Here is a 15,315-nt window from a genome sequence, read left to right as displayed (position 1 = left end):
TTCAATATACGGCGCATTGCGTTGTCAACTTCATTCGATCTGTCAGTCACGTACGTTAGTACGTTCCTTCTTTCTCTCACTTGTTTCCTAGCACTGCTTGTATCTTGAAACCCTCATATAAATAGAGTGTTTGTTCACTCAAAACTGGATAAACGACATTGTTACGTTAAACAAATTTGGTTAAGTCCTCGATCGATTAGTATTCGTCAGCTGCACGTGTCGCCACGCTTCCACCCCGAACCTATCTACCTCATCGTCTTTGAGGGATCTTACTTACTTGCGTAATGGGAAATCTCATCTTGAGGGGGGCTTCGTGCTTAGATGCTTTCAGCACTTATCCCGTCCACACATAGCTACCCAGCGATGCTCTTGGCAGAACAACTGGTACACCAGCGGTGTGTCCATCCCGGTCCTCTCGTACTAAGGACAGCTCCTCTCAAATTTCCTACGCCCACGACGGATAGGGACCGAACTGTCTCACGACGTTCTGAACCCAGCTCGCGTACCGCTTTAATGGGCGAACAGCCCAACCCTTGGGACCGACTACAGCCCCAGGATGCGATGAGCCGACATCGAGGTGCCAAACCTCCCCGTCGATGTGGACTCTTGGGGGAGATAAGCCTGTTATCCCCGGGGTAGCTTTTATCCGTTGAGCGATGGCCCTTCCATGCGGAACCACCGGATCACTAAGCCCGTCTTTCGACCCTGCTCGACTTGTAGGTCTCGCAGTCAAGCTCCCTTCTGCCTTTACACTCTTCGAATGATTTCCAACCATTCTGAGGGAACCTTTGGGCGCCTCCGTTACACTTTAGGAGGCGACCGCCCCAGTCAAACTACCCGCCTGACACTGTCTCCTACCCGGGTTACGGGTATGGGTTAGAATTTCAATACAACCAGGGCAGTATCCCACCGACGCCTCCTCCGAAGCTGGCGCTCCGGGCTCTAAGGCTCCTGCCTATCCTGTACAAGTTGCACCAAAATTCAATATCAAGCTATAGTAAAGCTCCACGGGGTCTTTCCGTCCTGTCGCGGGTAACCTGCATCTTCACAGGTACTATAATTTCACCGAGTCTCTCGTTGAGACAGTGCCCAGATCGTTACGCCTTTCGTGCGGGTCGGAACTTACCCGACAAGGAATTTCGCTACCTTAGGACCGTTATAGTTACGGCCGCCGTTTACTGGGGCTTCAATTCGCACCTTCGCTTGCGCTAAGCACTCCTCTTAACCTTCCAGCACCGGGCAGGCGTCAGCCCCTATACTTCACCTTACGGTTTTGCAGAGACCTGTGTTTTTGCTAAACAGTCGCCTGGGCCTATTCACTGCGGCTCTTCTAGGCTATGCACCCAAAAGAGCACCCCTTCTCCCGAAGTTACGGGGTCATTTTGCCGAGTTCCTTAACGAGAGTTCTCTCGCTCACCTTAGGATTCTCTCCTCGACTACCTGTGTCGGTTTGCGGTACGGGCACCTATCACCTCGCTAGAGGCTTTTCTTGGCAGTGTGAAATCAGGAACTCCGGACATACGTCCTCGCCATCACAGCTCAATGTTACAGAATGCGGATTTGCCTACATTCACACCTTACTGCTTGGACATGCATAACCAACAGCATGCTTACCCTATCCTTCTGCGTCCCCCCATTACTCAAACGGTGGTTTGGTGGTACAGGAATATCAACCTGTTATCCATCGCCTACGCCTATCGGCCTCGGCTTAGGTCCCGACTAACCCTGAGCGGACGAGCCTTCCTCAGGAAACCTTAGTCATACGGTGGACGGGATTCTCACCCGTCTTTCGCTACTCATACCGGCATTCTCACTTCTAAGCGCTCCACCAGTCCTTCCGGTCTGACTTCAACGCCCTTAGAACGCTCTCCTACCACTGATACCAAAGGTATCAATCCACAGCTTCGGTGATTTGTTTAGCCCCGATACATTTTCGGCGCAGCGTCACTCGACCAGTGAGCTATTACGCACTCTTTAAATGATGGCTGCTTCTAAGCCAACATCCTGGTTGTCTAAGCAACGCCACATCCTTTTCCACTTAACAAATACTTTGGGACCTTAGCTGGTGGTCTGGGCTGTTTCCCTCTTGACTACGGATCTTATCACTCGCAGTCTGACTCCCAAACATAAATCATTGGCATTCGGAGTTTGTCTGAATTCGGTAACCCGGGATGGGCCCCTAGTCCAAACAGTGCTCTACCTCCAAGATTCTAACGTTTGAGGCTAGCCCTAAAGCTATTTCGGAGAGAACCAGCTATCTCCAGGTTCGATTGGAATTTCTCCGCTACCCACACCTCATCCCCGCACTTTTCAACGTGCGTGGGTTCGGACCTCCAGTAAGTGTTACCTTACCTTCATCCTGGACATGGGTAGATCACCTGGTTTCGGGTCTACGACCACATACTCATTCGCCCTATTCAGACTCGCTTTCGCTGCGGCTCCGTCTTCTCAACTTAACCTTGCATGTAATCGTAACTCGCCGGTTCATTCTACAAAAGGCACGCTATCACCCATTAACGGGCTCTAACTACTTGTAGGCACACGGTTTCAGGATCTATTTCACTCCCCTTCCGGGGTGCTTTTCACCTTTCCCTCACGGTACTGGTTCACTATCGGTCACTAGGTAGTATTTAGCCTTGGGAGATGGTCCTCCCGGATTCCGACGGAATTTCACGTGTTCCGCCGTACTCAGGATACACTCAAGAGAGAATGAATTTTGGACTACGGGGCTTTTACCCTATCCTGCGGACCTTTCCAGATCGCTTCGTCTAACTCATTCCTTTGTAACTCTATGTAGAGTGTCCTACAACCCCAAGAGGCAAGCCTCTTGGTTTGGGCTATTCCCGTTTCGCTCGCCGCTACTCAGGGAATCGATTTTTCTTTCTCTTCCTCCAGGTACTTAGATGTTTCAGTTCCCTGGGTGTGTCTCAGATGCGCTATGTATTCACGCAAATGTACTGCTCCATTACGAACAGTGGGTTTCCCCATTCGGAAATCTCCGGATCAAAGCTCACTTACAGCTCCCCGAAGCATATCGGTGTTAGTGCCGTCCTTCGTCGACTCCTAGTGCCAAGGCATTCACCGTGCGCCCTTATTAACTTAACCTAAAAGTTAAAAAGTCTTACACGTTGTGATTACGTAAATAATCACAACAGAATTTCTTGTTGTTTATTGTTTCAATGTCGTTTTATCCAGTTTTCAAAGAACAAAGTTTTGCTCACTTTGCGACGAGTAATCGCAGGAGCAAGAGTTGAATCTCCATATAAAAATGAACATTCAAAACTGAACTGCAAAACGTTAAGATACGAATAAAGATTCGTATTCCGATATTATCCTTAGAAAGGAGGTGATCCAGCCGCACCTTCCGATACGGCTACCTTGTTACGACTTCACCCCAATCATCTGTCCCACCTTCGGCGGCTGGCTCCCGTAAGGGTTACCCCACCGACTTCGGGTGTTACAAACTCTCGTGGTGTGACGGGCGGTGTGTACAAGGCCCGGGAACGTATTCACCGTGGCATGCTGATCCACGATTACTAGCGATTCCGGCTTCATGTAGGCGAGTTGCAGCCTACAATCCGAACTGAGAACGGTTTTATGGGATTTGCTCACCCTCGCGGGGTTGCGACCCTCTGTACCGTCCATTGTAGCACGTGTGTAGCCCAGGTCATAAGGGGCATGATGATTTGACGTCATCCCCACCTTCCTCCGGTTTATCACCGGCAGTCACCTTAGAGTGCCCAACTGAATGCTGGCAACTAAGATCAAGGGTTGCGCTCGTTGCGGGACTTAACCCAACATCTCACGACACGAGCTGACGACAACCATGCACCACCTGTCACCGCTGTCCCCGAAGGGAAAAGCCTATCTCTAGGCCGGTCAGCGGGATGTCAAGACCTGGTAAGGTTCTTCGCGTTGCTTCGAATTAAACCACATGCTCCACCGCTTGTGCGGGCCCCCGTCAATTCCTTTGAGTTTCAGTCTTGCGACCGTACTCCCCAGGCGGAGTGCTTAATGCGTTAGCTGCAGCACTAAGGGGCGGAAACCCCCTAACACTTAGCACTCATCGTTTACGGCGTGGACTACCAGGGTATCTAATCCTGTTTGCTCCCCACGCTTTCGCGCCTCAGCGTCAGTTACAGACCAGAAAGCCGCCTTCGCCACTGGTGTTCCTCCAAATCTCTACGCATTTCACCGCTACACTTGGAATTCCGCTTTCCTCTTCTGTACTCAAGTCCCCCAGTTTCCAATGACCTTCCACGGTTGAGCCGTGGGATTTCACATCAGACTTAAAGGACCGCCTGCGCGCGCTTTACGCCCAATAATTCCGGACAACGCTTGCCACCTACGTATTACCGCGGCTGCTGGCACGTAGTTAGCCGTGGCTTTCTAATGAGGTACCGTCAAGGTACGAGCAGTTACTCTCGTACTTGTTCTTCCCTCACAACAGAGTTTTACGATCCGAAAACCTTCTTCACTCACGCGGCATTGCTCCATCAGACTTTCGTCCATTGTGGAAGATTCCCTACTGCTGCCTCCCGTAGGAGTCTGGGCCGTGTCTCAGTCCCAGTGTGGCCGATCACCCTCTCAGGTCGGCTACGCATCGTCGCCTTGGTGAGCCGTTACCTCACCAACTAGCTAATGCGCCGCGGGCCCATCCTGTAGTGACAGCGAGATGCCGTCTTTTAACATCTCCCCATGTGAGGAAATGGATTATTCGGTATTAGCCCCGGTTTCCCGGAGTTATCCCAATCTACAGGGCAGGTTGCCCACGTGTTACTCACCCGTCCGCCGCTAAATCAGAAGAAGCAAGCTTCTTCGTCATTCGCTCGACTTGCATGTATTAGGCATGCCGCCAGCGTTCGTCCTGAGCCAGGATCAAACTCTCCATAATAGAGAACTTAAAAAGCTCATTTGTTTTGCTGGCATCATCATTAAATGATGTCAAAATTCTTTTGCTATCATACTAACAAATTTAGTTGATAAGCTGTATGTCTTAACGTTTTGCATGTTCAGTTTTCAATGTTCATGGTGTTGTAATGTCGTTTTGACGACTTCTATATAATATCAAGTTCTTAGGAATATGTCAACACTTTATCGCAAAATAATATTAAACTCTTTCCCCTACTAATAAAAGACGAAAGAGTTTTGATTAATTTAGCTGATAACACTTTCTATATAAACAGATCTTTTCGCAGCTAAATCTATTATTTGTCCACTTTCAGTTAACCGAATCATTGGACGCATTGGAGTATCCCTGTGTAAGAAAACTACTTCTCCTTTTTCTCCAGTTGATAGAAGAACACGAGTTGAAATAGGTAAAGACCCTACTAACTCTATTAATTTATTTACTACTTCTATATTATACTTTCCAAACTCTTCTTCTCTAATCATTTCTAAGACTCTAAAAGAAGAACTTTTCGCACGGTAAATACGTTCTGATGTCATCGCGTGGTATACATCTGCTACTGCTATTATTTGAGAGTAAACAGAAACATCATTCAATTTATCACTTTTTGGATAACCACTTCCATCTAAACGTTCATGATGCTGAAATATCGCTAATTTCATTTCAGGTTTTAGTAAAGGACTATCTTTAATCATTTGAAAACTATAAATAGTATGTTTTTTTATCTCTGAAAAGTCTGTTTCCGTCAAAGTAGACTTTTTGTCCCGTATTTTTGGATCCACCTTTGCCATACCTATATCAGCCATTAAACCAGCTGTAGCCATTTGCGTTATTTGACCAGAAGGATAATTTAACTTCTTAGCTATTGCCCCAGAAATAATTCCAACAGCTATAGAATGATGAGCAATATATTTATCCATCTTTGAATACATATTCAACAGAGAAAATACTTGTTTTTCTTCCATTGCTTTTTCTACTAAAGGCATAATAATATTCCGTAGTTTTGCCACATCTACTTTCATGCCCGCTTCCCAGCTAATAAATTCTTTATAGAAGCTATCTACAGCATCTTTATATAGTTGATCAAAACTCGTCGTCACTAGTGATTTTTCTTCTGTTTGAAGAGATTCTGTTTTATTTTCATTTAACTTTTTTATCTCTTCTTCTGATCTATTAAAAACATTTTCTAATATAATAGGTACTTTAGTTATATTAAAAGCACGAAGTACTTGAATAAGTTCCCTCGTTACTTTTGACTCTTTATGAATAATAGGTGAATTAGTATTAACTAATATATCTTCTGCTATTATTGCACCTAATTTCAATTCTTCTAAATTAATGAGAGTTTGGTTCACTTAATATTCCCCATTTCCAAACATTTCTTTAATTATACTAAATTCTCATATTGAAAGTATATGGAAAATATCTATTTAAGTACGTATAAAACACCCTTAAACAGAATAAATCGTTTAAGGGTGTTTGCTTTTTTTATTCGTTTGGATCTTCAGTTAGCGATGAATCTGTTTCGATTGCAGAATCTTCATCTAGATTAGCTACAATTTCTACATTTTCCTCATCGTCGTCTTCTTCTTTTTCAACTTTAGCTACAGTAGAAATTAGTTCATCTTCTGCTAGCCTCATTAAACGGACGCCTTGTGTACTACGACCAGTTCTAGAAATATCTTTTACATCCATACGGATAAGCATTCCATTAATCGTTATAAGCATCAAGTCTTCTGTACCATTAACTGCCTTAACAGCTGATAGAGGACCGTTTTTGTCTGTAATTTGACAAGTTTTTACGCCCATACCGCCACGACTTTGTAAACGATATTCTGATTCAGGTGTTCGTTTACCGTATCCGTTTTCTGTAACAACTAGAATTTCTTGTTCAGGTTCAATAATTTCCATGCCAACTACATAGTCATCATCTTTTAAACGAATACCTCTTACTCCTCCAGCCGTTCTACCCATGGAACGTATGTCGATTTCTTCGAATCGAACCAATTTACCTTGACGCGTGCCAATGATAATTTGTTTGTTACCGTCAGTTAAACGAACCGCAATAAGTTCATCTTCTTCGCGCAATGAAATAGCAATTAATCCGTTTGCACGAATATGTGCAAATCCAGTTACAGGAGAACGTTTAGTTACCCCGTGCTTCGTTGTAAAGATAAAATAATTTTCTTCTTCAAACGATGCCATTGGAATCATTGCAGTGATATGCTCATCTTTTTCTATACCCAATAGATTTATAATTGGTAAGCCTTTTGCTGTACGACCGTATTCAGGGATTTCGAATCCTCGTGCTCGATAAACTTTCCCCTTGTTTGTAAAGAAGAGAATTGTATCATGTGTTGATGTGTACAATAGATGTTCGACAAAATCATCTTCATTTGTACCCATCCCTTGAACTCCACGACCACCTCTTTTTTGACTCTTATACGTATTAGCAGGTAAGCGTTTAATATAGCCTTTGTTTGTTAAAGTAAGTACAGAGTTTTCTACTGGAATCAAATCTTCATCCTCTAAAACTTCTGCTCCTCCAGCAACAATTTCAGTTCGACGTTGATCCGCATAACGGTCTTTAATCTCAGAAATTTCTTCTTTAATTATTTCAATTACACGATACTCATTTGCCAAAATGAATTTTAATTCTTCAATTAGTTTTAGTAAGTTATTGTACTCTTCTTCGATTTTATCGCGCTCTAAACCAGTTAATCGTTGTAAACGCATATCTAAGATAGCCTGTGCTTGTCTTTCAGATAAATTGAATGTTTCCATCAAACCATTTTTTGCTTCTTCACCTGTTTGGGAGGCACGGATTAATTTGATGATTTCATCGATATGATCTAAAGCAATACGTAGTCCTTCTAGAATATGTGCGCGATCTTCAGCTTTGTTTAGTTCAAACTGTGTACGACGACGTATTACCACTTTTTGATGTTCTAAGTAATAATAGATCATTTCTTTGATGTTCAAAACCTTTGGTTGGTTGTCTACTAATGCAAGCATATTAACCCCAAAGCTTGATTGTAATGCCGTTTGTTTATATAAATTATTTAATAATACGTGAGAATTTGCATCTTTCCGTACTTCAATAACAATTCGCATTCCATTACGATCAGATTCATCCGCTAAATGGGTAATTCCATCAATTTTTTTATCGCGTACTAATTCAGCAATCTTTTCTATTAATCGAGCTTTATTTACTTGATATGGTAATTCTTTAACAAGAATAACTTCTTTACCACTTGATTTTACTTCAATCTCTACTTTTGCACGAATTAGTATTGAGCCCCTACCTGTTTCATAGGCACGACGAATACCACTGCGTCCTAAAATAATACCACCCGTTGGAAAATCAGGTCCCGGTATAATAGCCATCAATTCTTCAATCGTAATTGCAGGGTTCTCAGCTAATGCTAATACTCCGTCAATTACTTCTCCTAGATTATGTGATGGAATATTCGTAGCCATACCAACAGCAATTCCAGAAGCACCGTTGACAAGTAAATTAGGATATCTACTAGGTAATACAACTGGTTCTTTTTCTTGGCCATCATAGTTGTCTTTGTAGTCGATCGTATTTTTATTTATATCTCGCAATAATTCTAAAGCAATTTTAGACATACGTGATTCCGTATAACGCATAGCAGCTGCTCCGTCACCATCGATAGAACCAAAGTTTCCATGTCCGTCTACTAGCATATAACGATAACTAAAGTCTTGAGCCATACGCACCATTGCTTCATAAATAGAGGAGTCACCATGTGGATGATATTTCCCCATTACGTCTCCTACAATACGAGCTGATTTTTTATGAGGTTTGTCTGGCGTATTCCCCAACTCCTGCATACCATATAAAATCCGACGATGCACAGGCTTTAACCCATCACGAACGTCTGGTAAGGCACGGGATACAATAACACTCATCGCATAGTCTAGAAATGAAGTTTTCATCTCTGTACTAATATTTATACCCTTTACGCCTTTATTCGGTATTTCTGACATCCTAAAAGACCTCCAGTCACACACTTTCTTATATATCTAAATTTTTCACGTATACAGCATTTTCTTCGATAAATAGGCGTCTTGGTTCTACTTCCTCACCCATTAATTGTTCAAAGATTTTATCTGCTTCCATCGCATTATCTAAGTTAACTTGTAGTAATGTACGTACTTCTGGATCCATTGTCGTATCCCAAAGTTGATCCGCATCCATTTCTCCTAAACCTTTATAACGTTGAATATTAGGTTTTGAAGTTTTAGGTAATCGATCTAAAATTTCTTTTAACTGTTCATCATTATAACAATACTCGATATGCTTCCCTTGTTTTACTTGATACAAAGGTGGCTGAGCAGCATATACATAACCTGCTTCAATTAAAGGTCTCATAAAGCGGAAGAAAAATGTAAGTAGCAATGTTCGGATATGAGCTCCATCAACATCAGCATCTGTCATAATAATAATTTTATGATAACGCGCTTTTTCTAAAGTAAACTCTTCACCAATACCTGTTCCAAGTGCTGTAATCATAGCACGAATCTCTGCATTTCCTAAAATTCGATCCAAACGGGCTTTTTCTACGTTCAAAATTTTACCACGTAAAGGAAGGATTGCTTGAAAATGACGATCACGACCTGATTTAGCAGAACCTCCTGCAGAATCACCCTCTACGATATAAAGTTCACTTTCTGCTGGAACACGAGAAGAGCAATCTGCTAATTTACCAGGTAGACTAGAAACCTCTAATGCTGATTTACGACGTGTAAATTCTCGTGCTTTTTTAGCAGCTACGCGAGCTCTCGCAGCCATCAAGCCTTTCTCCACTATCTTTCTAGAAACTTGAGGATTTTCTAATAAAAATCGATCAAACCCTTCAGCAAACAGACTATTAGTAATAGGACTAACTTCGGAGTTACCTAATTTTGTTTTTGTTTGTCCTTCAAATTGAGGATCTGGATGTTTTATGGAAACAATTGCAGTTAAACCTTCCCGTACATCATCACCGGATAAATTAGTATCTGCCTCTTTTAACAAACCATTTTTTCTTGCATAGTCGTTGATGATACGCGTTAATGCTGTTTTAAAACCAGATTCATGAGTTCCACCTTCGTACGTACTAATATTATTAGCAAAAGATAAAATATTTGAAGAGTAACCAGAATTATATTGCATGGCAATTTCTATTGAAATTCCATCCTTTTCACCTTCGACAAATATTGCTTCTTCTGTTATAGGCTCTTTGGATTCGTTTAAATCTTCTACGTATGACTTAATACCACCCTCGTAGTAATATTTAACCGTTTTTTCTTTTCCTTCTCTTTCATCTGCAATCGTTATAGATAATCCACGGTTTAAATAAGCGAGTTCACGTACACGATGTTCAAGAATCTCGTACTCGTAGACAGTAGTTTCCGTAAATATCTCAGCATCTGCTTTAAATCTAGTAGTTGTTCCAGTAACATCCGTTTCTCCAATAACTTCTAAAGGAGAAGATACTGCCCCGCGCTCAAATTTAATTTGATGAATTTTTTCATCACGTTTAACATATACTTCTGTATATTCGGATAGGGCGTTTACTACTGAAGCACCTACACCATGTAGTCCTCCGGATACTTTATATCCTCCGCCTCCGAATTTACCACCTGCATGTAGAACAGTCATGATTACCTCTACTGCTGGCTTACCCATTTTTTCTTGTGTATCAACTGGTATACCACGACCGTTGTCTTCTACTCGGATCCAATTATCTTTTTCAATTGTAACAATAATATGATCACAGTGTCCTGCTAGTGCTTCATCAATACTGTTATCAACGATTTCCCAAACAAGATGGTGAAGCCCTTTTGAACTTGTCGTACCAATATACATTCCTGGACGCTTTCGGACAGCTTCTAACCCTTCTAATACTTGTATCTGATCAGCATCATAAGATTGATTTATGTCTTTTTCTTCCATTGCCAACTTGCTCACCCACTCTTTCATTCCTTCAATTATGGTGGTTCAATTAAAAACTTAATTTGTTTGAACATTTGCGTTCGTTACATACTTTTATTGATCTACTATTGCCCCTTGTTCCACATGAAACAATTCTGCCTGTTGGATAGTTTCATGTGCAATTCCTTCAACACTTGTAGTCGTTACAAATGTTTGGACATCTCCTTGAATGGTGTTCAACAAGTGAGATTGTCTATAGTCATCTAGTTCGGATAAAACGTCATCCAGTAATAAAACAGGAGATTCACCAACCTCCTGTTTTATTAATTCAATTTCTGCGAGTTTCAAAGACAATGCTGTTGTACGTTGCTGTCCTTGAGATCCATAAGTTTGTACATCGTAATCATTTACAAAAAATTGTAAATCATCACGATGAGGACCGATTAAGGATACTCCACGATAGAGTTCCCTACTCTGACTATCTGTTATTTTTTTTTCTAGGTGATTTTTCATTTCATTTGCTGTCCACTCTGGTTGAATTCCAGTTGAAGAATTATAAGAAATTCTCAATTTCTCTAAGCCTCTAGAAATCCCATAGTGAATTGGTTCCGCCCATTGTTGTAACAATTGCATAAAATGAAATCTCTTTTGAATTACTTTTACGGCTGCATCTATATATTGTTCTGTATAAACATCGAACATCACATCATTTAACATAGGCTTACCTTGATGTTGTTTTAAAATATGATTCCGCTGCTTCATTATTTTTTGGAAATGAAGTAAATCATGTAAATAGATAGGGGAAATTTGACCGATTTCCATATCGAGAAATCGTCTTCTCACTTGTGGACTTCCTTTTACTAAATATAAATCTTCAGGTGCAAACATCACTACATTAAGCTGACCGATATAATCACTTAATCGCGTTTGTTCCAGATGGTTTACCTTGGCTTTTTTTCCTTTTTTTGAAAGAATTAATTCCAATGGTAAATGCCCGTACTTTTTTTGAATATCCCCTTTTATTTTACCATAGTCTGCTTCCCAACGTATCAATTCTTTATCGTTAGAAGTTCTATGAGACTTTGCCATGGATAATACATAGAGAGATTCCATTAAATTTGTTTTACCTTGTGCATTTTCACCTATCAACACATTAATCTTAGAGGAAAAGTTCATTTCAATTGAATCGTAATTACGGAAATCTTTTAACTCTAATCGTTCAATATACATATTAATCCCCGTTCTCAGGTCCAACCAATTGAAATCTTCCTACTCCTGGTATGTTCACTATATCGCCGTGACGTAATTTACGACCTCGTCTTTGATCCACTTCTCCGTTAACATATACCTCATGCTCACTTAAAAACCATTTGGCCATTCCACCGGAGCTAATCGCATCTGTCATTTTTAACAATTGCCCAAGTGTGATAAATTCTGAGTCAAATCGAATTTCTTCCAACAATAACTCAACCTCTTCTCCTAATCATTATCCCTTTATTTTACCTTAAATTACGAAATAAGCAAAGAAAAGTAGAAGTGGCTAGTTATGCCTAGAAAAGCTTCCTGTGGCTTTATACTACAATTTTTGGCTGATTCGGGTGAATAGAACAAAAAATTGACATATACGAAGTAAATATTAGTTGTTTTTATTCCTAATAAAAACAGGATTGCTTTGACAAATAACCTAGTTAACGAGGATACCACACGATAAGGTGACAGTTTTAGTCCTTGTTCTTTGTAATCGCACGCAAAGGAAATTAACAACAACAAAAAAAAGATAGCCACAACGTGACTATCTTTTGAAATATTAATAAGTTCTTACTGGCAAAATCAGCTGTAGTATTGAATCGTCATGCACAGATTTTAATATAAAAGGTCTCATAGCCCCTGTGAATAAAATCTTTACGTCTTGCCCATCAATAGCTTTTAAAGCGTCCATCATATATTTTGCACTAAATGAAATTTTTAACTCTTCACCATCTATTTCTTCTGCCTGAATCTGTTCTTCTACATTACCTATTTCGGGAGAGTTAGAAGATACTTCTATAAGTCCATTTCCTAAAGTGGAAAAGCGAACTACATTATTACGTTCTTCACGTGCAAGTAAAGAAGCTCTATCAATTGCTTGCAATAAAGATTTACTGTTTACCAATATAGTTGTTTTACTCTCACTTGGGATTAATCTGGAAGTATCGGGATAATTCCCCTCTAGTAATCGAGAATAAAATAGGACATCACCGGTTTTAAATAGAATTTGTTGTTGAGTCATCACAATTGCTACTTCCGATGATGTTTCCTCTAAAATTTTATTTAATTCATTTAAACTTTTCCCAGGAATTACTATACTGTATTCCTCATTTGGCAAATCTTTAATACCTGTCTTTCTTTTAGCTAATCGATGACTATCAGTAGCTACACAGTGAAGTTCCCCTTCCTTGACCTGCCAATTGACACCTGTTAAAACAGGACGGCTTTCAGAAGTAGATACCGCAAATACAGTTTCTTTAATAATAGATTTAAGCAAATCAGATGGTATAAAGAATTGTCTTTCTTCTTCAATTTCAGGTAATAATGGATATTCAGAGGCATCCAATCCGATTAGATTAAATTCAGATTTCCCTGATCTAATATGAGTTTGAAATTGGTTTGTTACTTCTATTTCTACATCATTTGTTGGTAACTTACGTACAATTTCATTGAATACTCTTGCTTGTAAAACGATAGAGCCTGGTTCTGTGATACTGATAACTTGTTCTCCATTTTTTTCAACAGGTATAAAAGTTTGAATTGTAATATCTGAATCACTACCAGTAATATAAAGTCCTTTATTAGTTACTTCTAGTTTCAATCCAGTGAGGATTGGAACTGTTGTTTTGGAACTTACCGCTTTTATAACATCACTTAATCCCTCTAATAAACTATCTCTCATTACTTCGAATTTCATTCTTATACCTCACTTATATAATTATTATTTATTTAAAAGAATAATAGATATAGTACTAGGGCTTGTGGATATGTTGATAAGCCTTGTTTTACTTACTCCGCGTTACTTGTCCACATGTGCATAAGTTGTGTTTAAGTAATCTAGTAAACTATGCGTTTATCCACAAACTCTTTTTTATCTTCCAAGAATAGATTTAATTTGTTTTAAATCATCTTGAAGATTTGTATCATCTTTTAACATTTTGGAGATTTTTTCGTGAGCATGAATAACTGTTGTATGATCACGTCCCCCAAATTCTTCCCCTATTTTAGGCAATGAAAAATCAGTTAACTCCCTTGAAAGATACATTGCAACTTGTCTTGGAAATGCAATTGACTTTGTGCGCTTTTTAGCAATAAAGTCTTCCAATCTAATGCGAAAATGCTCTCCGACAACTTTTTGGATATCTAAAATAGTAATAATTCTTGGACGAGCATTTGGCAGGATATCTTTAAGCGCTTCCGCTGCTAAATCGATATTAATATCCTTATTTATAAGAGAAGAATAGGCTACTACTCGGATGAGAGCACCTTCTAGTTCACGTATATTGGAATCTATTTGATTTGCTATATATGCCATTACATCATCTGATATATCTAATCCATCAGCACGAGCTTTTTTGCGTAAAATAGCAATACGAGTTTCTAAATCTGGTGGTGCAATATCTGTTATTAATCCCCATTCAAAGCGAGAGCGTAAACGATCTTCTAAAGTAGGAATTTCCTTTGGTGGACGATCACTTGAAATGACAATTTGCTTGGATTCTTCATGCAAGGCATTAAAAGTATGGAAAAATTCTTCTTGAGTTGATTCTTTTCCTGCAAGGAACTGAATATCATCTATTAGTAGAACATCTACATTTCTATATTTATTACGGAAATTGACCGCTTTATTATCTCGAATGGAGTTTATAAATTCATTTGTAAACTTTTCAGAAGATAAATAAACCACTTTAGCATTTGGATTGTGTTCTTGAACATAATGACCAATCGCATGCATTAAGTGGGTTTTTCCTAGTCCAACTCCTCCATATATGAAAAGTGGATTGTACGCTTTGGCAGGGGCTTCGGCTACAGCTAAAGATGCTGCATGCGCGAAACGGTTACCAGATCCAATGACAAATGTATCGAATGTATTTTTAGAATTTAGCATTCCTGGTGAAAAATCTGGTTGATCTCCGTTATTTGGAGGGATTTTTGGTTTAGGAATGTCGAAATCATCCATATCCTGATTTTTTGGTACGACAAATGATATAAGTAATTCATTACCAGTTAACTCAGTTAATATACCAGCTATTAAATGGACATAATGATTTTCTAACCAATCCCTAGCAAAGGAATTGGGTGCAGCTATCGTTACAGTTTCTCCTTGATATGAAAGTAGTTTGGTCGACTTCAGCCAAGTTTCAAAACTCGGTTTAGATGTTTTCTTTTCTACTTCAGAGAGAACTTTAGCCCAAAGTTCTTCTAAATGTTCCAA

7 protein-coding genes and 2 rRNA genes are annotated in these 15,315 nt (G+C 39.9%); all 9 read right to left on the bottom strand.

Annotated features, from left to right (window positions below):
• Positions 1–176 precede the first annotated feature (176 nt).
• The 9 genes from MKY29_RS00045 to dnaA all read right to left on the bottom strand — a co-directional run bounded on the left by MKY29_RS00045 (position 177) and on the right by dnaA (position 15,315).
• A 23S ribosomal RNA gene (locus MKY29_RS00045) occupies positions 177–3,105 on the bottom strand.
• A 234-nt stretch (positions 3,106–3,339) separates the two neighbouring features.
• Positions 3,340–4,894 (bottom strand): 16S ribosomal RNA (locus MKY29_RS00040).
• The 16S and 23S rRNA genes sit together here, the layout of an rRNA operon.
• A gap of 263 nt (positions 4,895–5,157) precedes the next feature.
• On the bottom strand, positions 5,158–6,264 hold the full coding sequence (locus tag MKY29_RS00035; RefSeq protein WP_340878668.1) for an HD-GYP domain-containing protein: 1,107 nt from the start codon (positions 6,262–6,264) through the stop codon (positions 5,158–5,160).
• Positions 6,265–6,397: 133 nt separating this feature from the next.
• Positions 6,398–8,923 (bottom strand): DNA gyrase subunit A, encoded by a 2,526-nt coding sequence (gyrA, locus tag MKY29_RS00030; RefSeq protein WP_340878667.1) that lies wholly within the window; start codon positions 8,921–8,923, stop codon positions 6,398–6,400.
• Between the two features lie 28 nt (positions 8,924–8,951).
• On the bottom strand, positions 8,952–10,874 hold the full coding sequence (gene gyrB / locus MKY29_RS00025) for a DNA topoisomerase (ATP-hydrolyzing) subunit B (RefSeq protein ID WP_241598651.1): 1,923 nt from the start codon (positions 10,872–10,874) through the stop codon (positions 8,952–8,954).
• 93 nt (positions 10,875–10,967) lie between these two features.
• The gene (recF, locus tag MKY29_RS00020) at positions 10,968–12,083 is read right to left on the bottom strand and encodes a DNA replication/repair protein RecF (RefSeq protein WP_093495576.1); all 1,116 of its coding nucleotides are present in this window, start codon (positions 12,081–12,083) and stop codon (positions 10,968–10,970) included.
• Between the two features lies 1 nt (position 12,084).
• Positions 12,085–12,312 (bottom strand): S4 domain-containing protein YaaA, encoded by a 228-nt coding sequence (gene yaaA / locus MKY29_RS00015; protein WP_090567932.1) that lies wholly within the window; start codon positions 12,310–12,312, stop codon positions 12,085–12,087.
• 348 nt (positions 12,313–12,660) lie between these two features.
• Positions 12,661–13,797 carry a DNA polymerase III subunit beta gene (gene dnaN / locus MKY29_RS00010; RefSeq protein ID WP_090567291.1) on the bottom strand — a complete coding sequence of 379 codons (1,137 nt, stop codon included), beginning with the start codon at positions 13,795–13,797 and terminating at the stop codon, positions 12,661–12,663.
• A 174-nt stretch (positions 13,798–13,971) separates the two neighbouring features.
• Entirely contained in the window at positions 13,972–15,315 is a 1,344-nt protein-coding gene (gene dnaA, locus MKY29_RS00005; protein ID WP_090567294.1) for a chromosomal replication initiator protein DnaA, read from the bottom strand.

It is taken from the genome of Psychrobacillus sp. FSL K6-2365 (genome assembly GCF_038003165.1).
In the GTDB taxonomy this organism is placed as follows: Bacteria; Bacillota; Bacilli; order Bacillales_A; family Planococcaceae; genus Psychrobacillus; species Psychrobacillus psychrodurans.
Note: the sequence above shows the minus strand (reverse complement) of the source record. Positions and strands in the feature narration are given on the sequence as shown.

Excerpts from the sequence above, each read along its gene's own strand:
- gyrA (WP_340878667.1), bottom strand. The coding sequence starts at position 8,923 with ATGTCAGAAATACCGAATAAAGGCGTAAAGGGTATAAATATTAGTACA.
- gyrB (WP_241598651.1), bottom strand. The coding sequence starts at position 10,874 with ATGGAAGAAAAAGACATAAATCAATCTTATGATGCTGATCAGATACAA.
- recF (WP_093495576.1), bottom strand. The coding sequence starts at position 12,083 with ATGTATATTGAACGATTAGAGTTAAAAGATTTCCGTAATTACGATTCA.
- dnaN (WP_090567291.1), bottom strand. The coding sequence starts at position 13,797 with ATGAAATTCGAAGTAATGAGAGATAGTTTATTAGAGGGATTAAGTGAT.